The sequence below is a fragment of the Aeromonas sp. RU39B genome (genome assembly GCF_900156095.1).
Classification (GTDB): Bacteria; Pseudomonadota; Gammaproteobacteria; order Enterobacterales; family Aeromonadaceae; genus Aeromonas.
Genome location: NZ_FTMJ01000001.1, coordinates 102608 through 125588 on the forward strand (window position 1 = coordinate 102608; position 22981 = coordinate 125588).

A 22981-nucleotide genomic window follows, 5' to 3' on the forward strand; every position below is an offset into this window, starting at 1 on the left:
CCGGCATCCGCTAAGCTGGCCATGTAGAAGGACAAGCATGTTTACATTCCTGCTCAAACGGTTTTATCAGGCGGTGATCGTCATGTTCGTGATCAGCCTGGTAGCCTTCTCGATCCAGAACAATCTGGGCGATCCGCTACGCGAGATGGTGGGGCAGTCTGTCTCCGAGGCTCAGCGCGAAATCCTGCGTGAACAACTGGGGCTCAACGATCCGTTCCTGGTCAAATATGTCCGTTTCCTCAAGGGCGCTATTCACGGCGATCTTGGTACTTCCTATTTCTTCAAGCGCCCGACGCTGGAAGTGATTCTCGACAAGCTGGTGGCAACGCTCGAGCTGGTGTTTGGTGCATCGCTCATCATCGTGCTGGTCTCGATCCCGCTTGGGGTCTACTCGGCAATAAAACCGCGCAGCGTGCTGACCAAAATCATTATGGCGGGCAGCAGTATCGGTATCTCGATTCCGGTATTTTTGACCGCCATCATGCTGATGTACCTCTTCTCTATTGAACTGGGCTGGCTGCCGGCTTACGGGCGTGGTGAAACGGCCAATGTGCTGGGTTGGGAGTCCGGTTTCTTTACCTGGGATGGCATCAAGCACCTGATCCTGCCCTCGGTTGCGCTCTCGTCGATCATGTTGCCGCTGTTTATCCGCTTGGTGCGTTCCGAGATGCTCGAGCAGCTCTCTTCCGAGTACGTCAAGTTTGCCCGTGCCAAGGGGCTTGATGAGCACAAGGTCTATTATCGTCATGCCCTGAAGAACACCATGCTGCCGGTGATTACCGTCGGTGGCGTGCAGATCGGTACCATGGTGGCGTACACCATCCTGACCGAGAGCGTGTTCCAGTGGCCGGGTACCGGTTTCTTGTTCCTCGAGGCGATTCACCGGGTCGATACCCCGCTCATCACCGCCTATGTCATTTTCGTCGGATTCATCTTCGTGGTGACCAATACGCTGGTGGACCTGTTGTACGGTCTCATCAACCCGACCGTTAATCTGACCGCCAAGGGGTAAGCATGACTCAAGCTGTGACTGCGAGCCGCTGGGCCCGCTTTAAAAACTCCGACATCGTCTACTACTTCCTGCGCGACAAGGTGGCGATGTTCAGTTTTGTGGTGTTTGCGCTGTTTGTACTGGGGGCGCTGCTGGCACCCTGGATTGCACCGCACAACGTCTACGATCAGACCAGTTTTGATCTGATGGATGCAGAGATGCCGCCCTCCTGGCTGGAAGGGGGCGATCCCCGCTTCTGGTTGGGTACTGACAACCAGGGCCGTGATATCTGGAGTACCATTCTCTATGGCTCTCGTATCTCGCTGACCATTGGCCTTTTTGCTGTGGGCCTGCAGATGGTGCTGGGGGTGGTGATTGGTCTGGTGGCCGGTTACTTCGGGGGGCGTCTCGACAATCTGCTGATGCGCTTTGCCGATGTGCAGTTGTCGTTCTCGACCATGATGGTGGCGATCATCATCTCGGCCATCTTCCAGGCGGCATTTGGCTCTGAGTTCTACTCCGAGTTCGCTATCCTGATGCTGGTAGTGATCATCGGTGTCTCCGAGTGGCCACAGTATGCCCGTACTGTGCGTGCGTCGGTGCTGGCCGAGAAGAAGAAAGAGTATGTGGAAGCGGCCAAGGTGATGGGGCTGCGTGCTCCGCGCATCATGTTCCGCCACATTCTGCCCAACTGCCTGTCGCCGATCCTGGTTATCTCGACCGTGCAGGTGGCCAACGCCATCATGAGTGAAGCGGCACTGTCGTTCCTCGGACTTGGTATGCCGGTGGACCAGCCTTCGCTGGGCTCGCTGATCAGTGTCGGCTTTAACTACATCTTCTCCGGCTCTTGGTGGATCACCGCGTTCCCCGGCGTCTGTCTGGTGTTGCTGGTGCTGGTCATTAACTTGCTGGGCGACTGGCTGCGGGATGTGTTCAACCCGAAGATCTACAAGGGTTAATCCCTTCTCTAACAGGGCCTGCGGGCCCTGTTATCGTTTTGTCATCCACGGCTGCTAGGGTGCTGGCATCTGATGACAAAAGGATGTCCGAATGAAGTCGCTGCTCCCTCTCTCCCTGCTCTGTGTATCTCTGTCGGCGTTGGCCGATGTGCGAGTCTCTCTGCCTGATGAAGTCACGGTGCTCTCTCCCGGTAATGGGCGTCTTGATGGGCGCCAACTGGTGTTTGCCAACGGCGTCGGTCAGGCGCTGCTGCAATATGATGGTGTTGAAGAGTCCCGCTCCGGCAGTGACAGTGATAAGCATTGGCGATCGCGTCCGGCGGTGATCCGCGTTGCGGCGGCTGACAAGACGCTGGCGCTCGCTGGTTTGCCATCACGGGTTGCCGACAAGGCCACATTTGCCAAACAACCAGCTTGGACTCTGGAGGAGATCACGGGACAAGCGCTGCCCTTTGAGCAAGACGAGCTCAAAGTAAACGGGATGCAGGTCGGGGTAGATTGGAACGCTGCACTGGCCGGTTATAACCGTGATGGTGGTAAGGCAGCACTTGGCTTGGGCAGCACACAGACGGCTGTGCCGGTGGCGGCTGGCTCTCTGGAAAGTCAGTTGCAGCAGCTGTTTCTGCGAGCCGATCCGTCCCTCAAGCGCCGCTTTATTGGCTGGGCCGCCAACCAGCTTTAAGTCCTTAACACTTTGCAGTAAGGTGGGCACTTCTTGTGTCCACCGGAGCATTTCATGTTTCAACTGCATCCTCGGCTGGCGGCCGATACCTGCTGGCTGGGGGACTTGCCTCTGTGTCGCGTGCTGCTTGCGCGTGACAGCCAATATCCCTGGTTAATCCTGGTTCCTCGTGTTGCCGAATTGCGTGAAATTCACCATTTATCAGCTGATTTGCGTCATCAGTTAATGGACGAGTCCTGCTTGGTCGCTGAGGTGATGGAAACTGTGCTGCAGCCTGACAAAATTAATGTGGGGGCGTTAGGGAATCTGGTTCCTCAACTGCATCTGCATCATGTTGCCCGTTTTACCTCGGATATTGCCTGGCCTGGTCCCATCTGGGGGGCTCATCCTTCTGTGCCCTATGCCGATAAGGAGATGCAGACCCAGGTGGCATATTGGCGTGAGCGTTTGTGCGCCGTTTCCTGTTTTACCTCCGGTAGCGAATAAACTGGTGGCGGGTGCTGCTCCCGTGCGCAAGCAGGGCTATGTTTTATAGAGATCCTTTTTCTATTCTTCAGGAAAACCGATGATGTTTCACAATAACGATGAAGAGTCCCGCGTATTGACCACGGAAGATGTGCTGCTGAGCCTTTGCCACTCGGTCACCGATGTGCTCAGTGCCGCTACCCAGAGTCAGGTGCGTTTTTCCGGTATGGTCCAGCGGATCAGTAAGACCTGCCTCAAGCCCGATATCGGCTGTTTTGTGCTGTTTGATGGCGGTTTTTCCGGCCTGGTGGTGATCAACTTCTCGGCTGCTGCGGCCATGGAGCTCTATCAGGACTACATGCTGAGCATGGGCTTGTCTAAAGAGGATCTGGCGATCTCCCACACCTCGGACGAGGTGAGTAACGTCATGGGTGAGCTGATGAACCAGATCGTCGGCAGTTTCACCGGCAAGGTTGGCCGCGAGCTGCAAACCCACATCACCCAGAACCAGCCAAAAATGCTGGCGCTGAACAAACAAGTGATGCTGAGTGTCGACACCAATCTCGACCATCCCGAGTCGCGTCGTGTCACCTTCTTTACCGGCAGCAACAATATCTTCTATCTGGAGCTGGCGATGGATCGCACCGAGTTTATCAAGATCCACGACGGTCAGGTTGAAGAGGACTTTGATCCCGATGATCTGATTGCCCAAGCGATTCAACAGCCGACTGCTGCCGTGCAACCGGCCGCTGCTTCAGCGCCAGCCGCCAGTAGTCATGACGATTTGCTCGATTCGCTCGGCATCTAATCCAAGCTGTGTCTGCAAATCATAAGGCCACCTCGCGGTGGCCTTATCTCTTGTCAGGGGGCGGGGTAACTAGCGCCCAGCACCACAGGGCGAGACGCACCGGTCACCGCGGGCAGATTGCCCGTTTGTCGCATTAAAAAGCAGTGAGCCAGCCAGGCAAACGCAGCGCCTTCGACCCAGTCCGGATCAATACCGAGAGTCTGGGTATCGGCTACCTGCCAAGATGGCAACAGCGCTTGCAGGCGCGCCATCATCAAGCGATTGTGGGCGCCGCCGCCGCACACATAGAGCGCCCCGGCTTGGTTAGGCAGCGCGGCAACAATCGAGCAGACCGTGAACTCCAACAAGGTGCGCTGCACATCCACGGCCGGCAGTTCAGGCCACTCTTGCAGCTGCTCATCGAGCCAGTGCGCCGTAAAGGTTTCTCGCCCGGTGCTTTTGGGGTGGGGCAGGGCAAAGTAGGGATGCGCCAGCAGGCGGCTTAACAGCGGCTGATGCACGGCGCCTTGCGCTGCCCATGCGCCATCCTGATCAAAACGGACACCGTGATGGCGATGGATCCAGTGATCAAGCAGCGTATTGCCGGGGCCGGTATCAAAGCCATAGACCGTATCGGCTGCGCCCGGTAGCACCGAGATATTGGCGATGCCACCGATATTGAGCACCACGCGCGGCTGGGTTGGGCTGGCAAAACAAGCCTGATGAAACGCCGGAACCAGTGGTGCGCCCTGGCCGCCAAAGGCCATGTCCATGCGGCGAAAATCAGCAATTACATCGATGCCGGTCAAGGCGGCCAGCAGGTGGCCGTTGCCTATTTGCAGGGTAAAACCGAGTTCGGGGCGATGACGAATCGTCTGGCCATGCGAGCCGATAGCGCGCACCTCGCGCGGCGTGACGCCTGCCTTGGTTAGCAGCGCGTGTGTGGCGGTGGCAAATTCACGGGCGACCAGATTATCGGCCACGCCCATGCGGTCAATCTCGTTGTCACCGGGTGTGCACAGGGCATGCAGCATGGCGACGCTGTCAGCCGGCCAGGGATGGCAGAGCGCAGCATCGACCTGCCAGCCATCACCGTGTTGGCGAAGTAGCACCGCATCAATGCCATCCATGCTGGTGCCTGACATCAACCCGATATAGCGCAAGGTCATGGCTCACTCCTTTGCATGGCGAGGTGCTGCTCGCCCGGATGATCAAGACGCGCCAGCAGCGGTTCACTCTCTTTGAGGAACGCAGCCAGCTCATGGCCTTGCAGCGAATCGGCTTGCGGCAAGGGGACGGTGCGCGGGTTTTTGTGCACCCCGTTGACCAGAAACTCGTAGTGCAGGTGTGGGCCGGTTACACGACCAGTGCCGCCCAGCAAGCCGATGGTCTCACCCTGACGTACCCGCTCGCCCTTATCCACCATCCGCTTGGAGAGGTGGAGGTATTTGGTCACGTAGGTGGCGTTGTGGCGGATAAATACGAAGTTGCCGTTAAACGGGTTGCGTCCTGCCGCGACCACAGTGCCAGATCCGGCCGCCATGATCGGCGTACCGACCGGCGCCACATAATCGATGCCGTTGTGTGGCCGGATCTTGCCGGTGACCGGATGTAGTCGGCGCGGGTTGAAGTTGGAGCTGATATAGCGAAAGTTCACCGGTGCGCGCAGAAAGCTCTTGCGCATCGCCTTACCTTGCGGCGTGTAGTAATTGCCATCAGGCCCCAGCACGGCGCGATAACGTTCGCCCTGATTGACGAACTCGGCTGCCAGAATGTCGCCGGAGGCCACCTTGTCATCATCACGGAACTTCTCTTCATAGACGACGGTGAAGTGATCCCCCGGCTGCAGGTCCTGGGCAAAGTCGATGTCCCAGCCAAAGATGGCGGCAAAATCGAGGATCTGCTGCTCGTCCATGCCGGCGCTGCTGGCCGCACTCCAGAAGCTGGAGGTGATGGTGCCCTGCGCCGTGCTCTCGCGCGTGGCCAGCTCAATTTGAATATTGCGAGCTTTAAAGCCCTCATCCGTGCGACTGACCTTCAGGGTCTGCTCAACACTGACTGGATAATAGAGATGATAGAGACTGCCATCGGGTTGCAGTTTGAACGTGAGCTCGTCACCGGGATGAATGGTGTGCAGCGCCGCAGCCTCCGGCAAGGTGTCGATGATTTGTAGATCAGCGGTGTCGAGACCGAGGCGGGTGAAAATCTGGCCGAGCGTATCGCCGCTACGCACCTTTGCGACACGGGTTGTCAGAACCGGCTTAGGCGGCACCACCACAGGGGGAACCGGCTCTTGTCGCTCGGGGGCCTCTTCGTCACTTTCGATGGCTCTGGCGGTTTCGGTCTGTTCACCGGGCCAGATGGCCAGCATCATGGTCATGATGCCCAGCACCAGCATCATTTTGCGATGCCAGAGGGGCAGGGCGTTGAAAGCGTTCCAGATCTGCATGTCAAACGAGGAGGGACGGGCCAGACGGGCGATTCTACAGCCTTTCCAATTGTCCTGCCATTCCAGTAAGATGAGCGGTCTTGTGGAAACGTGATTGGAGAGTCAAAACATGTCCCAGCTCGAGATGGCGCTGGCTGAAATCAAGCGCGGAGCGGAAGAGATCCTGGTTGAAGAGGAACTGGTTGCCAAGTTGAAGGAAGGGCGCCCGCTGCGCATCAAGCTGGGGATGGACCCGACTGCGCCGGATATCCACCTGGGTCACACCGTCATCCTCAACAAGCTGAAGACCTTTCAGGATCTGGGCCATGAGGTCATCCTGCTGATCGGTGACTTCACTGCCATGGTGGGTGATCCCTCCGGCAAGAACGCCACCCGTCCGCCGCTCTCCGAAGAGGCGATCAAGCACAACGCCCTCACCTATGCCGAGCAGGCGTTCAAGATCCTTGATCCCGCCAAGACCCGTATCGAATACAACTCGACCTGGCTGAGCGAGCTGGGCGCGACCGGCATGATCAAGCTGGCGGCCAAGCAGACCGTGGCCCGCATGATGGAGCGCGACGACTTCAAGAAGCGCTACAGCAACGGCCAGTCCATCGCGATTCACGAATTCCTCTATCCGCTGCTGCAAGGCTATGACTCGGTCGCGCTGAAGGCGGACGTTGAGCTGGGCGGTACCGACCAGAAGTTCAACCTGCTGATGGGCCGCGAACTGCAAAAAGATGCCGGCATGGCGACCCAGTGCGTGCTGATGATGCCGCTGCTGGTGGGCCTCGACGGCGTCAAGAAGATGTCCAAGTCGGCAGGCAACTACATCGGTGTCCACGATGCCCCGGGCGAGATGTTTGGCAAGATCATGTCAATCACTGACGATCTGATGTGGAACTACTACGAGCTGCTCTCCTTCCGTCCGCTGCCGGAGATTGAAGGGTTCAAGGCTGGCATCGCCGCCGGTACGCTCAACCCGCGCGACGTGAAGATCTGGCTGGCCAAAGAGATCATCGCCCGTTATCACGACCAAGCGGCTGCCGAAGCGGCGCACGAAGACTTTACCCAGCGCTTCTCCAAAAATGCCATGCCGGACGAGATGCCGGAGCTGACACTGGCGCTTGAGGGGGAAGGGATGCCGGTAGCCAACCTGCTCAAAGAAGCCGGACTGGTTGAGACAACCTCTGAAGCGCTGCGCATGATTAAGCAGGGCGCGGTCAAGATTGACGGCGAAAAGCTCGATGACGGCAAGGCGCTGATTGCAGCCGGCACTGCTGTCTACCAGGTTGGTAAGCGCAAGTTTGCCCGGGTGACGCTCGCCTGATTGGCATTGCCTACACGCAGTAACAACAAGGCCTCCCATCCGGAGGCCTTGTGCGTTTTGTGCGGCGATGAGATTAGTCGGCGATCACCATGGGGGCGGCAACCTGACGGGCGAGTTCGGGGCCGCCTAACTGCTCGAGAATGGCCAGCGCAAACTCAATGCTGGTGCCGGGCCCTTGGCTGGTGATAAGGCGCGCCTCGCTATCGACCACCACGCGCTCAAGGCGTCGCTGCGAGGCGGGTAATCTGGCCTGAAACCCGGGGTGGCAGGTCACCGCAGCGTGACCAAGCAGGTCATGATGCGCCAACACCAGCGCCGGCGCGGCGCAGATGGCTGCACGCCAGCGCCGTGCATCAGCTTGCGCTTGCAACAGGGCAATGGCTGGCGGGCAGTCACGAATGGCTTCACTGCCGGGTACGCCACCCGGTACGGCAACCAGATCCCAGTGGGTGTCGGCTGGCAGGTCGGTCACATGACAATCGGCTTGCAAGCGCACGCCGCGAGATGCGGTCAACAGCAGGCTGCCATCGGCGGCGCAGGAGGCAAGCGTGACCACCACGCCACCGCGTACCAGCACATCGACCAGCGCGACCGTTTCGATCTCTTCCGAGCCAGGGCCCATCAGTACAACTGCCTGCATGTTTCCTCTCCTGCTTGTTCACAGACCTCAGGCCTGCTTTTCCTTGATGGCGTGGTAGAGACTGCGATTGACCGGCACGGCAATGTCGTGGGCATCGGCGCGCGCCAGTAAAAAGCCGGTGATCGACTCGATTTCGGTCAGGCGGCCTGCTTCCATATCCTGCAGCATGGAAGAGTAATTGTCAGCGGTCAGTTCACACACCGTAATGGTACGGCGTTTGAGCTCTTCGGCGCTGGCATGAAGGCCTTCGGCCTGCATGACGTCGCACAGCTCCACCGACAGCTGATCCAGCGCATCAGCAAAACGCGGTGTGGCCAGTTCACCATTTTTTACCTTATGCAGGGCGGTGAGTGGGTTGACCATGCAGTTGATGGCCAGCTTTTGCCACTGCCGCTGCCGGATATCCTCATCCCAGCCGGCATCACCCAGTGCGCGGGCAAGATCTTCCGCCAGATTCTGGTACGCCTTGGCTGCGTCATTAAACGGTCCGACCCAGGTTTCGCCCTTGCCGGTATGGCGATACGCAAAGTGACCGCAGCGCATGGCGCCGTGATTGGTCACGCCGACCAACAGTGGATTGTCAGGAAACAGCCGGGCCACCTGCTCGGCCACGCCCATACCATTGTGCAGTAGCACGATGGGCACGGCAGGGGAGAGCTTGCCCACCAGCGGCGTTAGCGCCGTGATCACCTGATGGGCTTTGGTCATCACCAGCAGACGACGGACGCTGGCAACCTGATCGGTAAAGCAGCGGGTGATGCCTAGCAGGTGGTGGCTGCTGTCGAGGGCAATAAAATCGAAATCAGGGTGCAGGCGCGAGCGCTGGGCATCGCGTAGCAACACTTGAACCCGTTGGCCACTTTGTTCCAGCAAGGAGGCGAATACGCCGCCGAGGGCGCCGCAGCCGAGCAAGGTCCAGAGGGGAGGGGGAAGCAGAGGGGTTTTTCTGAGTGGCATCATGTACTCGTTATCCAGGCGCCGGCTGGCGTCTTCTGGCATCTCATGTGGCGGGGCTGTATGAAGCCCCTCGAATACTCTCGGGCAGGCATTCTAGCAGGGCACTACAAGGGGATCAGCATTTTTGCCGGCTTTTTGGTAGAGTGTGCGCCCAGCAGATGTGATGAATAACAAGGAGGCGACGATGCCGTCATTCGATATTGTTTCCGAAGTAGAGATGAACGAAGTGCTGAATGCCGTGGATAACGCCAACCGCGAGCTGTCCACCCGTTTTGATTTTCGTGGTGTAGAGGCTTCATTCACCCTCAACAAGGAGCTGGTCAAGCTCGAGGCTGATGCCGATTTCCAGCTCAAGCAGATGGTGGATATCCTGCGTGAAAAGCTGATAAAGCGCGGAATTGATACCAACTCCATGAGTGTGGGGGATTCGGTGCACTCCGGTAAGCGCTTCTCGCTGGAAGTGACCTTTAAGCAGGGAATTGAGAAAGAGACCGCCAAGAAGCTGGTCAAACTTATCAAAGATTCCAAGATCAAGGTGCAGGCCGCCATTCAGGGGGACGAAGTGCGCGTGACGGGCAAGAAGCGTGACGACCTGCAAGAAGCGATTGCCCTTATCCGCGGCGCCGAGCTGGATCAACCGTTCCAGTTTCAGAATTTCCGCGATTAATACCGTGTTACGTTGCCAGATGGCGGCGTAACGGGACAATAAAAAAACCGGAGCAGCGGCTCCGGTTTTTTTGTCCTTCAAGTTTGATTAGAACTTGTAGGTCACAGAGAAGTAGTGGCCAAAGCCGGTGTTGTTCAGAAGACCGCCGAACGCACCGTTGTTGATGCCATAGATCTCGTTGAAGTACTTCAGGCCATAACCAACTGCGTAGCGGTCGGAGTGCCAGTAGATACCGTGGAAGGTACCCAGGCCGTGGCTAGAGTAATCTGCAGTATTGCCGTAGGTGTCACGGTCAAACAGATAGTCCAGGTAGCCTTGGTAGGAGATAAAGCTGCCGTTGGCGAAGGTGTAGAAGGGCTTGAACCAGTTCATGGAGAACTGATAGCCATTCCACTTGCCTTCTTCCTTAGCGAAGCCACTTTCAGTAGCGTGACGGGCGTAGAGGTTCATACCAACTTTGCCAAACCACGGTACTTGCACGTCGGTACCCAGACCGATCATGTTTTCCATCATGGTGTCATCAACGCTGTTCAGGGTAGCGATGTACACTTCCTGAACCGGACCAAAGGAGAGATCCTTACCGGTCAATGCATCCAGGGACAGGCGCGGGGCAAACTTCATAAAGATGTTGTTACCGCTACCAGTTCCGTGCTTGTTGCTGTGCTTGCTATCGAAGATATCGAACACATCGACGTAGCCATACAGATCAAACAGACCGGAGCGACCGCCAAATTCCATCTCCAGATAGGTATCGTTGTAATCGTTACCAGAATAGGGGCGCTGATCAATGGCGTGCATTACGTTGAACTGCAGCCACTTGTAATCGTTCTTGTGGATATCGCCGCTATAGTCGGCAGCGAAAACCGGAGCAGAAACAGCAGCCAGCACGCTGGCAGCAATCAGAGTTTGGGCGAATTTGGCCATTTTTATTGTCTCTTTTGAAATCCGTTAGTTGAGGTATTCCGTAGCCTGCCCCGTGGGGCGAAACGGATATTAGCCAAAAAATTTACACTGAGAAACGTTTTTGTTGGGAACTATGTAGCGATCTGTGAGTCTAATCACCCTCGTTTTTAGCAAACGTTTCGCTGAAACAAGCACTTAGCTCGAACGTGCCAATCGTTTGGCTACTAATGGAATCAAACACATAGCTGGCAGACCGAGCAGCGCGGTACCGATAAAGAAGCCGCTGTAGCCGATAACCTCCACCACCACACCGGAAAAGCCGGCGATAAACTTGGGCAGCAGCATCATGATCGAGCTAAACAGGGCGTATTGGGTGGCCGAAAAGGCGACGTTGGTCAGGCTCGACAGATAGGTCACAAACGCCGCGGTGGCGATCCCGGCGCACAGGTTATCCAGCGAGATAACCAGGGTGAGCAGCATGACATTGTGGCCAACCTGACCGAGCAGCGAGAAGAGCAGATTGGTACTGGCGGTGAGCAGTGCGCCCAGCAGCAAAATTCGCAGGGTGCCAAAACGCATCACCAGTACGCCGCCCAGGCTGGCACCGACCAGCGTCATGATCACGCCATATACCTTGGTGACGGTGGCTACCTCGGTTTTGGTAAAGGCCAAGTCTACATAGAAGCTGTTGGCCATGACCCCCATCACCACATCCGAAATGCGATAGCAGGCGATCAGCGCCAGAATAAGAAGCGCCGTGTTGCCGTAGCGCTCGAAAAAGTCGGCAAACGGACGCCAAATCGCCTCATGACACCACGCTCCCGGCCCGGCTAACGGGGCTGGCCAGCCACGCTCGAGCAGCTGCGCGCGATAGCGCTGCTGCTCATCGCTCTGCCTGGCCACATTGACCTCGGGTTCGTGGCAGCACAGGGTGGTGATGACCCCGATACCCATCAGCCCCGCCATGATGAAATAGGTCTGCTGCCAGCCAAGGCGATCGTAACCTGTGTCGCTGCCAAACCAGGCTGCCAGTGCCAAGGCGCCGGCGCCAGCCATGATCATCGCCAGACGATAGCCGGTCATATAGGCCGCCGCCATGGCGGCCTGCAATCGCTCCGGCGCCGACTCGATACGGTAGGCATCGATCACGATATCCTGGGTGGCGGAGGAGAAGGCCACCAACAGGGCAAACAGGGCGAGGTGGGCCAGATCCTGCTTGGGATCACTCATTGCCATACCGCACAGGGCCAGCATGACCAGCACTTGGGAGAGCAGCATCCAGCTGCGTCGCCGCCCTATCAGGCGCGAAAGCAGGGGCAGCGGCAGACGGTCAACCAGCGGAGACCACACCCATTTAAAGCCGTAGGCCAGCGCCACCCAGCTCATGTAGCCAATGTCACTGAGTGTGACATCGGCTTCACGCAGCCAGTAGGAGAGGGTGCCAAACACCAGCAGCAGCGGCAGACCGGAAGAAAACCCGAGTGCCAGCAAAATCATTACCCGGGACTCTAAATAGATGGCAAGGGACTGAGCCCAGCCAGTGGCGGCCGTGCGTTTGATGGTAAAACCCTCCTGCTGGCGTGAAAAAAAGAGAGCCGGCATCGGCCGGCTGTCTCTGGTGTTACTTGGTTTTCTTCGCTGCACTCTGCGGCTTGGTGGCGGGCTCTGGCAGCACCTCCACGTGGCGCAGAATCACCTGAGTGGCCGGGACGTCATTGGCACGCAGAATCGAGCTGTATTGAGTCGGGCTCTGGGCAATCTTGTCGAGCACGTCCATACCGCTCACCACCTTGCCAAACACGGTGTAACCCGCGTGATCCACCCCATCCAGATTGGTGTTGTCCACCAGATTGAAGTAGAACTGGCGGGTCGCGCTATCGACAGCCTGAGTGCGCGCCATGGCAATGGTGCCGCGTTGATTGGACAGGCCCCCAATCGATTCGTTGACGACCGGCTCATAGGTTGGCAACTGCTGATATTGCTGGTTGTAACCGCCGCCCTGGACCACGAAGCCGGGAATGACCCGATGGAAGATGGAGCCGTCATAGCTGCCATCGGCCACGTAAGTGAGGAAGTTCTTCACCGTTTTGGGCGCCTGCTTGGAGGCCATATCCACCACGATAGTGCCGTGGTTGGTTTCAAACTTCACCAGCGGGGCGGCCAGCAGGCTCAGCGGAGCGAGCAGCGCGGCCACGCCCAGAACATGTTTAAAGTGCATCGTCATGAGCGGGCTCTCCGGTTAGCTGGCTTGGCCTTTGATGTAAGCACGTACCTGCTGATCGCTCATCATCTGTTGCAGCAGATTGCCCAGATGCTGGTTCAGGATGGACTCGAGTTCGGCCATGTCAGGCTGACCCGGGCCCTCCTTGGAAGAGGACGCATTAAACTGCTTGCTCACCTTGTTGCCTTGGTAATCGGCGGTGATCTTGAGGCTGACCTTGGCCCGGGTGACATAGGTGAAGGTCTTCTCTTCCACGGTCACGGCCGCTTGCAGCACTTCCAGCTGGACGTGGGTCGAGCCGATGTTACCGACATTCAGCCCTTGGCTACGCAGCCCCTCCGAGAGCTTGTCGGAAAGGATGGTGGCGAGCGGACGATCGGTGCCGACCAGAATGGCCGCTTGATCCTTCTTCTTCACCGAGAAGACATAAGCGGCCTCACGGCGATCCACCCCTTCCAGCGTCACGCTGTTACCGGAGTAATATTGCTGGTTGGACGGGATGATCTGCGGATTGATATAGGCAATTTCTGGCCAGTGGGTGGCACAGCCGCCGAGCAGCATGGCAGTCAGCAGAAAGATAGTTTTCTTCATCACGGGTTCCCCTAGCGTTTGATGGCTCTCAAGATAACGAATTTTTTATTAGCTGCAATGACTTGTGTGTTACCGAACAAGCGCTTGAGCTTGTTGTGATAATCCAGATGGCGGTTGCCGACAACCCACAAATCGCCGCCACGCGGCAACACTCGTCGGGCATCGGTAAACATCTGCCAGGCGATATGATCGGTGATGGTCTGCAACTGGTGAAAGGGTGGATTGCACACGATGCGATCGGCATAGCCGCTGGCTACATTGTCCAGGCAGTTATTGAGCATAAAATGGGCGCGGCTGAGCGCGTCTGGCACATTGAGCTCCACGTTCTCCCGCGCCGAGGTGATGGCCATGCAGGACTCGTCGCAGAAGGTCACGTCAACCTCGGCATCGCGCGCCAGCAGTGACAAACCCAATACACCATTCCCACAACCCAGATCGATCACATGGCGGGCGCTCATGACCGGCAGATGCTCGAGCATAAAACGGGCGCCGATATCGAGGCTGGTACGGGAAAACACATTGGCGTGGTTGCGGATCTGCATGGCGGTGCCTTCCAGCGGCCACACGGTCGGATAGGGATTACGCATCTGTGCAGCGTTGGCGCGTGGTTGACAATAGATAAGTCGCGCTTTTTTCCAGGCGAGTGAGGTGGTGGTGTCACCGAGCCACTTTTCAAACAGTTGCAGGGTCGAGGAGTGGATCTCCTTGGCCTTGCCGGCAGCAATAATGCGGGTTTGCGGGGTGACCACCTGCGACAGCAATATCAATTGCTGCTCGAGCAGCGCTTGATATTTACTGACCTTGATGATCACCAGCGCCGGATTGGCCGGTAGCGGCGCGAGCGCGTCTTGCCAGCGCAGAGTCTCGGGCGCTATGCCATTACGACGCAGATTCTCTTCTGCGCCACGGCGGCTGATAAACGAGTCGCTGACCAGCAGCGGGGCATGGCTGTGCAGTGCCAGCGTCAGGGTGCCAAAGCTGTCATTCATGATGATCACCGGGCCATCCGGCAGCGGCGATTGGGCCAGGGTATCGAGCAGATACTCATCGGCGGCGTCCCAGGCCTGCAAGGGATCATCAGATTGCGACGGGTAGCGTAGCAGCTCAAACTCGCCGTAAGGGGTGACAAGATGCGTTTGCATCACGACTCCGGGCTATGGTCAAACGGGGGCGCTATTCTAGCGGGTTGGCGGGAGAAGTGACATGGTGCAATGGCTCGATTTGCAAGGTGCTTCACTTGGCATCTGGCCTGACTGGTTGGGTATGCAAGAGCAAGAGACACTCTGGCCATGGTTGTTACAGGAGATTAGCTGGCAGCAGCAGTCGATCTGCCTGTTTGGCCGCCGCCATCTGCAGCCAAGATTAACGGCCTGGTTTGCCGATGAACCCTATCGCTACAGCGGGTTAGTACTGCCGGCGACGCCTTGGCCAGCCAAGCTTGCCGAGCTACGCGAGCGTGTGGCAAGCAGCACCGGGCACGGTTTTAACAGCGTGCTGCTCAATTACTATCGTGATGGGAACGACCATATCGGCTGGCACCGCGACAACGAGCCTGAACTGGGGCCCGCGCCCGCGGTGGCGTCGCTCAGTCTGGGAGCGCAGCGGCGCTTTGTGATGCGGCGGCGCGATGATCATGCTTGCCGCCATGAGTGCTGGTTGGCGCCGGGAACCTTGCTGCTGATGGGCCCCGGTATGCAGGCGCAGTGGCAGCATGCACTGCCCAAAGCCAGGCATATCAGCACACCGCGCATCAACCTGACCTTTCGTTTCCTGTTGCCTCGCCGCTAGAATGGGCCCGATACCACGACACGGAGAGAGCCATGAGCATGCAAGTTCGTCTGGAGCAGAAGCTGCGCGATGTCTTCGCACCCAACCACCTTGAAGTGATTAATGAGAGTTACATGCACCGGGTTGCGCCGGGCTCCGAGAGCCACTTCAAGGTGATCATCGTCAGCGATGCGTTTGCTGGAGAACGCCTGCTGGCCCGCCATCGCAAGATCAATGCGCTGCTGTCGGAAGAGTTGGCCGGCGCAGTCCATGCCCTCGCACTGCATACCTACACGCCAGAAGAGTGGCAGGCGCGTCAGTCGGCACCTGACACGCCGAGCTGTGTCGGCCGCCCGGCGGTCTGATGGGTTCGTTTGGCTTTATTATTATTCATAAAATTTTCTTGCATGAAGCACCTTAGAACGAAAACGGAGGTCAGGCATTCAAGCCCTAATGACTTTCCTCTTTTTATCTGTTCATGCTCTGTTCAAATGCACCTGAAGATTGAGATTAATTTTGTGATGAAGGGTTAGTTTTTCTGATCCGAGATAGTCTCAACATAAGTTTAAAGGTTAAAATCAGTCACTTATTGAATTTTCAGTCAGAGTGGTCAGCTGTGACATTCTGGCTTCTGTTTGGAGATTCAAATCGCTGTCGGGATCACTCCCGATATTCACCAATTGTCTTCCCGTAACGGTAGTGCAAGAAAGTATGATTACAATCAAACATGGACTGGATATCCCTCTGCAGGGCATGCCAGAGCAGGTAATCTACGATGGTCCTGCCATCAGTCGTGTTGCTACGCTCGGCGAGGAGTATGTGGGGATGCGTCCCACCATGGCCGTCAAGGTCGGGGATCGCGTCAAGAAAGGCCAGGTTCTTTTTGCAGACAAAAAGAACCCAGGCATCAAATTCACTGCCCCTGCTGCCGGCGTTGTGGCCGAAATCAACCGTGGTGACAAGCGTGTTCTGCAGTCGGTCGTCATCGACATCGATGGTGATGACGAGATCACCTTCGACGCCTTCCCGTCAGATGCGTTGCCGCAGCTAGAACGCGCCCAGGTGCAAGAGATCCTGGTCGAATCCGGCCAGTGGGTTGCCCTGCGAACCCGCCCGTTTAGCAAGGTGCCGGCAGTGGGCTCTTCCCCGCGCGCCATCTTCGTTACCGCGATGGACAGCAATCCGCTGGCAGCCCATGCCGAGCCCATCATCCGTGCTGAGTCGCAGGCCTTTATCGATGGTCTGGCGGTGCTAAGTCGTCTGACCGACGGCAAGGTGTACGTCTGTAAGGGGGAGGGCAGTTTGCCCAAATCGCCCCTGGCCCAGGTGCACGAAGAGGTGTTTGTCGGCCCCCATCCGGCCGGTTTGCCGGGCACTCATATCCACTTCCTCGAGCCGGCCAGCAATCACAAGACGCTGTGGCACATCAACTATCAGGATGTGATCGCCTACGGCAAGCTGTTCACCAGCGGTCGTATCAGCACGGATCGCATCGTGTCGCTAGCGGGCCCCAGCGTGCTGCGCCCGCGCCTGCTGCGAACCCGCCTGGGCGCTAGCGTACTTGAGCTGACCAACAACGAGCTGCGTGCCGATGAAAATCGCATCATCTCCGGTTCGGTCTTAAGCGGTGTGCATGCCAAGGCCGAAGTGGCCTATCTCGGGCGCTACCATCTGCAGGTCAGCGTGCTGGGTGAAGGGCGTGAAAAAGAGTTCCTCGGTTGGGTCAATCCCAGTGCCGAGAAGTTCTCGATCACTCGCACCACCTTGTCGCACCTGTTTAAGGGCAAGCTGTTCAACTTCAACACCAGCAACAACGGTAGCGACCGGGCCATGGTGCCTATCGGCAACTATGAACGGGTGATGCCGCTCGACATCCTGCCGACCTTGCTGCTGCGCGATCTGGTGGTCGGTGATACCGACAGTGCCCAGACGTTGGGTTGTCTGGAGCTGGACGAAGAGGATCTCGCCCTGTGCACCTTCGTTTGCCCCGGCAAGACCGAATACGGTCCCCTGCTGCGCAAGTGCCTGACCAAGATCGAAGTGGAAGGTTAAGCGATGAGTCTCAAGCAACTTTTTGAAAAAATGGAGCACCACTTCGAGCCGGGCGGTAAGTACCAGAAGTACTACGCCCTGTTTGAAGCGGCCTACACCCTGTTCTACACCCCGGGAAGTGTCACCCGCAGCAGTGCCCACATTCGTGATGCGATTGATCTCAAGCGCATGATGATCATGGTGTGGCTGGCGGTATTCCCGGCCATGTTCTGGGGCATGTATAACGTCGGCAACCAGGCGATGAGCGCCGTGGCCCATATGGGCAGCGCAGCCGGTATCGACAGCTGGCAATATGCGCTGGCATCCATGTTGGGAGCATCCCTTGATCCGGCCGTTGCCGGCTTTGGCAGTAAAATGCTGATGGGGGCGACCCACTTCCTGCCCATCTACATCGTCGTCTTCTTTGTCGGCGGTTTCTGGGAAGTGCTGTTTGCCATGATCCGCAAGCACGAGATCAACGAAGGTTTCTTCGTGACCTCGATCCTGTTTGCCCTGATCGTGCCGCCGGATCTGCCCCTGTGGCAGGCGGCGCTTGGCATCAGCTTTGGCGTGGTATTCGCCAAGGAAGTGTTTGGCGGTACCGGCAAAAACTTCCTCAACCCGGCGCTGGCCGGGCGTGCCTTCCTGTTTTTCGCCTACCCGGGTCAAATCTCCGGTGATGCGGTCTGGGTTGCCGTCGATGGCTTCTCCGGTGCCACTGCGCTGAGCCAATGGGCCCAAGGCGGACAGGCTGCCCTGATCAATGCCGCAACCGGTCAAACCATCAGCTGGATTGATGCGTTCCTGGGTAACATCCCGGGCTCCATCGGTGAAGTCTCCACCCTGATGATTCTGCTCGGTGGCGCAATGATCATCTATATGCGCATCGCCTCCTGGCGCATCGTTGGCGGTGTGATGCTTGGCATGATCGCCACCTCCCTGCTGTTCAACATCATCGGCTCTGCCACCAACCCCATGTTCAGCATGCCCTGGCACTGGCACCTGGTGCTGGGTGGGTTTGCCTTCGGCATGATGTTTATGGCCACCGATCCGGTCTCTGCTTCCTTTACCAACAAGGGCAAGTGGTGGTACGGCGCCCTGATCGGGGTGATGGTGGTGCTGGTGCGCGTGGTCAACCCCGCGTTCCCGGAAGGCATGATGTTGGCCATTCTGTTCGCGAACCTGTTTGCCCCGCTGTTTGACCACTTCGTGGCACAGGCGAACATCAAGCGGAGGATCGCTCGTGGCGTTTAATAAAGATTCCACTATCGGCACCGTCAGCATCGTCGCTGGCCTGTGCCTGGTCTGCTCCATCGTGGTCTCGGTGTCGGCAGTCGGGCTGCGCCCACTGCAACAAGCCAACAAGGCCCTCGACAAGCAGCGCAATATCCTGTCTGTAGCCGGGCTGGATGTGAGCAATGTGGCCAAGGTCTATGGCCAGAATATCGAAGCCCGTCTGGTTGACCTGACCAGCGGTCAGTACGCCGAAGGCAACGCTGATAGCTTCGACGTGCTGGCGGCGGCCAAAGATCCGGCGCGCAATCTGGTGTTGCCATCGGCAGACGACAAGGCTGGCCTGCGCCGTATTGCCAAGCAGATGCCGGTGTTCCTGGCCAAGAACGAGCAAGGCGTGGTCGATTCGATCATTCTGCCCATCTATGGTCAGGGTCTGTGGTCCACCATGTACGCCTTCCTGGCGGTCGCACCGGATGGCCAGACCATCAAGGGTATCACCTACTACGACCATGGTGAGACACCGGGTCTGGGCGGCGAGATTGAAAACCCGGCCTGGCGCGCCCTGTTTGTCGGCAAGAAGCTGTTTGACGAGCAAGGTCAACCGGCCCTGCGCGTCATCAAGGGGCATGCGCCTGATGGCTCCGAGCATGAGATCGATGGTCTCTCCGGCGCCACCCTGACCGGTAACGGGGTGCAACACACCTTCGACTTCTGGATGGGGCCCAAGGGCTATGGTCCGTTCCTGGCCAAACTGCGTGCAGGAGAGCTGAACAATGGTTGACAAGAGTGAAATGAAAAAGCTGTTGCTGACCCCGGTGCTTGGCAACAACCCGATCGCCTTGCAGGTGCTCGGTGTCTGCTCGGCGCTGGCGGTGACCAGCCAGATGAAGACGGCGTTCGTGATGACCCTGGCGGTGACGGCGGTCACGGCGTTCTCCAACCTGTTCATCTCGATGATCCGCAACTATATCCCCAACAGTGTGCGCATCATCGCGCAGATGGCGATCATTGCCTCGCTGGTGATTGTGGTCGATCAGCTGCTCAAGGCCGTGGCGTATGACATCTCCAAACAGCTCTCGGTGTTTGTGGGTCTTATCATCACCAACTGTATCGTGATGGGCCGCGCCGAAGCCTATGCCATGAAGAGTGCGCCGATGCCGGCGTTCCTCGATGGTATCGGTAACGGTCTGGGTTACGGCGCCGTGCTGTTGGCCGTGGCCACCGTGCGTGAGCTGCTGGGTTCTGGCTCCTGGTTTGGCATCAAGTTGCTGCCGCTGGTGAGCAATGGCGGCTGGTATGTGCCCAACGGCTTGTTGCTGTTGCCGCCGAGTGCCTTCTTCCTGATTGGCATCATCATCTGGATCGTGCGCACCAAGGATCCGAAGCAGGTGGAGGCCAAGGAGTAAGCGATGGAACACTATATCAGTCTGTTAGTTCGTTCGATTTTCATCGAAAACCTGGCGCTCTCTTTCTTCCTCGGGATGTGTACCTTCCTGGCGGTCTCCAAGAAAGTGAAAACCGCTATTGGTCTGGGTATCGCGGTCACCGTGGTGCAGACCATTGCCGTGCCGGCCAACAACCTCATCTACAACTTTGTGCTCAAAGATGGCGTGTTGATGGATGGCCTGGATCTGAGCTTCCTGAGCTTCATCACCTTTATCGGTGTGATTGCGGCGCTGGTGCAGATCCTCGAGATGGCGCTCGACAAGTACTTCCCGGCGCTCTACAACGCCCTTGGCATCTTCCTGCCGCTGATTACCGTGAACTGCGCCATTTTTGGTGGCGTCTCGTTCATGGTGCAGCGTGACTACAACTTTGCCGAGTCGGTGGTGTATGGCGTGGGTTCCGGTGCTGGCTGGATGCTAGCCATCGTGGCCATGGCGGGTATTCGCGAGAAGATGAAGTATTCCGATGTTCCGGAAGGTCTGCGTGGCCTTGGCATCACCTTCATCACCGCCGGGCTGATGGCGCTGGGCTTTATGTCCTTCTCTGGTATTTCCCTGTAATCGGAAAGGAAATATAGATGGAAATTATCCTGGGTGTGGTCATGTTTACCGTCATCCTGCTGGCCCTGGTAGCAGTCATTCTGTTTGCCAAGTCCAAGCTGGTCACTGCCGGTGATGTGACAATCTTGATTAATGACGATCCGGGCAAGGCGGTTAAAACGCCGGCCGGTGGCAAGCTGCTCGGCGCTCTCGCCGGCAGCGGTATCTTTGTCTCTTCCGCCTGTGGTGGCGGTGGTTCCTGCGGCCAGTGCCGCGTGCGGGTGAAATCTGGCGGTGGTGATATCCTGCCGACCGAGCTTGATCACATCAGTAAGCGCGATGCCCGCCACGGCGAGCGTCTGGCCTGTCAGGTCACCGTGCGCCAAGATATGGACATTGAACTGCCCGAAGAGATCTTCGGTGTGAAGAAGTGGGAATGTACCGTCATCTCCAATGACAACAAGGCCACCTTCATCAAGGAGCTCAAGCTGCAGATCCCCGATGGCGAGAGCGTGCCGTTCCGCGCCGGTGGTTATATCCAGATCGAGGCGCCGGCTCACCACGTCTACTACAAGAACTTCGATATTCCCGAGGAGTATCGCGGTGACTGGGATCGCTTCAAGATCTTCGATCTGGAGTCCAAGGTTGATGAGCCGATTATCCGTGCTTACTCCATGGCCAACTATCCGGAAGAGTTCGGCATCATCATGCTGAACGTGCGGATCGCAACCCCGCCGCCGAGCAACTGGAGTGCGCCTCCGGGACAGATGTCTTCCTACATCTTCAACCTCAAGGCCGGTGACAAGGTCACTATCTCTGGTCCGTTTGGTGAGTTCTTCGCCAAGGATACCGATGCCGAGATGGTGTTCATCGGCGGTGGTGCCGGTATGGCGCCGATGCGTTCGCACATCTTCGATCAGCTGCGCCGCCTCAAAACCAAGCGCAAGATGAGCTTCTGGTACGGTGCCCGCTCCAAGCGCGAAATGTTCTATGTGGAAGATTTCGACATGCTGCAGGCCGAGAACGACAACTTTAAGTGGCATGTCGCCCTGTCGGATCCGCAGCCGGAAGATAACTGGGATGGCTACACCGGCTTTATCCACAATGTGCTCTACGAGCACTACCTGAAGAACCACGAGTCTCCGGAAGATTGCGAGTTCTACATGTGTGGTCCCCCGGTGATGAATGCGGCCGTAATCAAAATGCTCAAGAGCCTGGGCGTCGAGGATGAGAACATCCTGCTCGATGACTTTGGCGGTTAATGCATGAGATGTGGTGCAACAACATGGCTGGCCCTCGGGCTGGCCATGTCATTGACAGGCTGTACCCCTCCGGCCACGCCTTCTGCGACGCCTGTGGTCAAGAGATCTGCCGAGCATCCTGAGCTGCAACTGCGTGGCAGCACCATGGGCACCTACTATTCGGTCAAGGCCGCCGACCTGCCGGTTGGCGATGCGACCACGTTTCAGCGTGAGATTGATGCCCTGCTCGAGCAGGTCAACGATCAGATGTCGACCTATCGTCCCGATTCAGAGCTCTCTCGCTTTAACCGCGCTCACGACGGCAAGCCGGTAGTGATCTCGGATGACACGGCGAGCGTGCTCATCGAATCGCTGCGTCTGGGCCGCGAAACGCGCGGTGCACTGGACGTGACGGTTGGTCCACTGGTCAATTTGTGGGGATTTGGCCCTGACAAACGACCGCTGCGTATTCCGAGTGATGAGCTGATTGATCAAACCCGCCAGAAAACCGGGCTTGGCAATTTGCATGTGACCACCTCGGTGGATGCCTCGGTAGCGCAAAAAGACATTCCGGATCTATATGTGGATCTGTCGGCCATTGCCAAGGGCTTTGGTGTCGATAAGGTGGCACACTATCTGGAGGCAAAAGGCTCGCGCAACTATCTGGTCGAGATTGGCGGTGAGCTTCGTCTCAAAGGACACAATGGCCGCGCTCAGCCGTGGCGGGTGGCCATCGAAAAGCCGGTCAGCGGCGATGTCGGTGGCAGCGTTCAAGAAGTGATCCTGCCCGGTGACAACGGAGTGGCCACCTCGGGAGATTATCGCAACTACTATGAACTCGATGGCGAGCGCCTGTCGCACACCATTGATCCGGCCACCGGCCATCCTATCCGGCACAAATTGGTGTCGGTGACGGTGATCCACCCCTCCTGCATGACGGCAGATGGGCTGGCTACGGCACTCACCGTGATGGGGCCGGAGCAGGGAATGGCCTTTGCCAAAGAGAAGGGATTGGCTGTGTTCATGGTCACCAAAACCGACAAGGGGTTTGACGAGGCATACTCCGATGCGTTTCGTCCCTATCTTGTGAGGAAGTAGCA

General features: G+C 57.7%; 25 protein-coding genes. 16 read left to right on the forward strand and 9 right to left on the reverse strand.

Translation table 11 applies throughout. From position 1 onward, the window contains the following. The first annotated feature begins 37 nt into the window (after positions 1 to 37). The 5 genes from BW958_RS00435 (at position 38) to BW958_RS00455 (ending at position 3905) form a co-directional block, all read left to right on the forward strand. A complete protein-coding gene (locus tag BW958_RS00435) occupies positions 38 to 1012 on the forward strand; it encodes an ABC transporter permease (RefSeq protein WP_076573339.1) in 975 nt (324 codons plus the stop codon). Positions 1013 to 1014: 2 nt separating this feature from the next. Next, entirely contained in the window at positions 1015 to 1950 is a 936-nt protein-coding gene (locus BW958_RS00440) for an ABC transporter permease (protein ID WP_076573340.1), read from the forward strand. Between the two features lie 91 nt (positions 1951 to 2041). Then, positions 2042 to 2632: a DUF2057 family protein gene (locus BW958_RS00445; RefSeq protein WP_076573341.1), complete on the forward strand. Its 591-nt coding sequence runs from the start codon at positions 2042 to 2044 to the stop codon at positions 2630 to 2632. 54 nt (positions 2633 to 2686) lie between these two features. Then, a complete protein-coding gene (locus BW958_RS00450) occupies positions 2687 to 3118 on the forward strand; it encodes an HIT domain-containing protein (protein ID WP_076573342.1) in 432 nt (143 codons plus the stop codon). A gap of 82 nt (positions 3119 to 3200) precedes the next feature. Next, positions 3201 to 3905, forward strand: a complete 705-nt coding sequence (locus BW958_RS00455; RefSeq protein WP_076574050.1) for a DUF3334 family protein — start codon at positions 3201 to 3203, stop codon at positions 3903 to 3905. 53 nt (positions 3906 to 3958) lie between these two features. On the opposite strand, the gene BW958_RS00460 is transcribed toward BW958_RS00455, so the two are convergent. Further along, positions 3959 to 5053, reverse strand: a complete 1095-nt coding sequence (locus BW958_RS00460; RefSeq protein WP_076573343.1) for an anhydro-N-acetylmuramic acid kinase — start codon at positions 5051 to 5053, stop codon at positions 3959 to 3961. Next, positions 5050 to 6333: a peptidoglycan DD-metalloendopeptidase family protein gene (locus BW958_RS00465; RefSeq protein WP_076573344.1), complete on the reverse strand. Its 1284-nt coding sequence runs from the start codon at positions 6331 to 6333 to the stop codon at positions 5050 to 5052. The genes BW958_RS00460 and BW958_RS00465 overlap by 4 nt, the downstream gene beginning before the upstream one ends. Before the next feature lie 109 nt (positions 6334 to 6442). Here BW958_RS00465 and tyrS point away from each other — a divergent pair, with 109 nt between their 5' ends. Then, positions 6443 to 7642, forward strand: a complete 1200-nt coding sequence (gene tyrS / locus BW958_RS00470) for a tyrosine--tRNA ligase (protein ID WP_076573345.1) — start codon at positions 6443 to 6445, stop codon at positions 7640 to 7642. 73 nt (positions 7643 to 7715) lie between these two features. On the opposite strand, the gene BW958_RS00475 is transcribed toward tyrS, so the two are convergent. Continuing rightward, positions 7716 to 8282: a DJ-1 family glyoxalase III gene (locus tag BW958_RS00475; RefSeq protein WP_076573346.1), complete on the reverse strand. Its 567-nt coding sequence runs from the start codon at positions 8280 to 8282 to the stop codon at positions 7716 to 7718. 27 nt (positions 8283 to 8309) lie between these two features. Continuing rightward, positions 8310 to 9242, reverse strand: coding sequence for a ketopantoate reductase family protein (locus BW958_RS00480; protein WP_372628685.1), 933 nt, complete (start codon positions 9240 to 9242; stop codon positions 8310 to 8312). 181 nt (positions 9243 to 9423) lie between these two features. Between BW958_RS00480 and BW958_RS00485 the strand changes: the two genes are divergently transcribed. After that, positions 9424 to 9906, forward strand: a complete 483-nt coding sequence (locus BW958_RS00485; RefSeq protein ID WP_076573347.1) for a YajQ family cyclic di-GMP-binding protein — start codon at positions 9424 to 9426, stop codon at positions 9904 to 9906. 87 nt (positions 9907 to 9993) lie between these two features. Here the strand turns inward: BW958_RS00485 and BW958_RS00490 are convergent, their stop codons facing one another. From BW958_RS00490 to BW958_RS00510, 5 genes are all read right to left on the reverse strand, one after another. Continuing rightward, entirely contained in the window at positions 9994 to 10830 is an 837-nt protein-coding gene (locus BW958_RS00490; protein WP_076573348.1) for a nucleoside-specific channel-forming Tsx family protein, read from the reverse strand. Between the two features lie 174 nt (positions 10831 to 11004). Beyond that, entirely contained in the window at positions 11005 to 12306 is a 1302-nt protein-coding gene (locus BW958_RS00495; protein WP_256701792.1) for an AmpG family muropeptide MFS transporter, read from the reverse strand. Positions 12307 to 12430: 124 nt separating this feature from the next. Next, positions 12431 to 13027, reverse strand: a complete 597-nt coding sequence (locus tag BW958_RS00500; protein WP_076574056.1) for a peptidylprolyl isomerase — start codon at positions 13025 to 13027, stop codon at positions 12431 to 12433. A gap of 21 nt (positions 13028 to 13048) precedes the next feature. Beyond that, the gene (locus BW958_RS00505) at positions 13049 to 13621 is read right to left on the reverse strand and encodes a YajG family lipoprotein (RefSeq protein ID WP_076573349.1); all 573 of its coding nucleotides are present in this window, start codon (positions 13619 to 13621) and stop codon (positions 13049 to 13051) included. An 11-nt stretch (positions 13622 to 13632) separates the two neighbouring features. Further along, complete coding sequence (locus BW958_RS00510) at positions 13633 to 14763, reverse strand: methyltransferase (protein WP_076573350.1); 1131 nt, start codon at positions 14761 to 14763, stop codon at positions 13633 to 13635. Between the two features lie 61 nt (positions 14764 to 14824). Here BW958_RS00510 and BW958_RS00515 point away from each other — a divergent pair, with 61 nt between their 5' ends. The 9 genes from BW958_RS00515 to BW958_RS00555 all read left to right on the forward strand — a co-directional run bounded on the left by BW958_RS00515 (position 14825) and on the right by BW958_RS00555 (position 22979). Continuing rightward, complete coding sequence (locus BW958_RS00515) at positions 14825 to 15409, forward strand: alpha-ketoglutarate-dependent dioxygenase AlkB family protein (RefSeq protein ID WP_076573351.1); 585 nt, start codon at positions 14825 to 14827, stop codon at positions 15407 to 15409. A 32-nt stretch (positions 15410 to 15441) separates the two neighbouring features. After that, complete coding sequence (locus BW958_RS00520; RefSeq protein WP_076573352.1) at positions 15442 to 15753, forward strand: BolA family protein; 312 nt, start codon at positions 15442 to 15444, stop codon at positions 15751 to 15753. Between the two features lie 346 nt (positions 15754 to 16099). Further along, the gene (locus BW958_RS00525) at positions 16100 to 17440 is read left to right on the forward strand and encodes a Na(+)-translocating NADH-quinone reductase subunit A (protein ID WP_076573353.1); all 1341 of its coding nucleotides are present in this window, start codon (positions 16100 to 16102) and stop codon (positions 17438 to 17440) included. Positions 17441 to 17443: 3 nt separating this feature from the next. Further along, a complete protein-coding gene (locus BW958_RS00530) occupies positions 17444 to 18673 on the forward strand; it encodes an NADH:ubiquinone reductase (Na(+)-transporting) subunit B (RefSeq protein ID WP_076573354.1) in 1230 nt (409 codons plus the stop codon). Next, a complete protein-coding gene (locus tag BW958_RS00535; protein WP_076573355.1) occupies positions 18663 to 19436 on the forward strand; it encodes a Na(+)-translocating NADH-quinone reductase subunit C in 774 nt (257 codons plus the stop codon). Before BW958_RS00530 ends, BW958_RS00535 begins: the two co-directional genes overlap by 11 nt. Next, complete coding sequence (locus BW958_RS00540) at positions 19429 to 20061, forward strand: NADH:ubiquinone reductase (Na(+)-transporting) subunit D (RefSeq protein WP_076573356.1); 633 nt, start codon at positions 19429 to 19431, stop codon at positions 20059 to 20061. The genes BW958_RS00535 and BW958_RS00540 overlap by 8 nt, the downstream gene beginning before the upstream one ends. A gap of 3 nt (positions 20062 to 20064) precedes the next feature. Continuing rightward, positions 20065 to 20661 (forward strand): NADH:ubiquinone reductase (Na(+)-transporting) subunit E, encoded by a 597-nt coding sequence (gene nqrE, locus BW958_RS00545; protein ID WP_076573357.1) that lies wholly within the window; start codon positions 20065 to 20067, stop codon positions 20659 to 20661. 17 nt (positions 20662 to 20678) lie between these two features. After that, complete coding sequence (nqrF, locus tag BW958_RS00550; RefSeq protein WP_076573358.1) at positions 20679 to 21902, forward strand: NADH:ubiquinone reductase (Na(+)-transporting) subunit F; 1224 nt, start codon at positions 20679 to 20681, stop codon at positions 21900 to 21902. A gap of 3 nt (positions 21903 to 21905) precedes the next feature. After that, positions 21906 to 22979 carry an FAD:protein FMN transferase gene (locus BW958_RS00555; protein ID WP_076573359.1) on the forward strand — a complete coding sequence of 358 codons (1074 nt, stop codon included), beginning with the start codon at positions 21906 to 21908 and terminating at the stop codon, positions 22977 to 22979. The last annotated feature ends 2 nt before the right edge of the window (positions 22980 to 22981 follow it).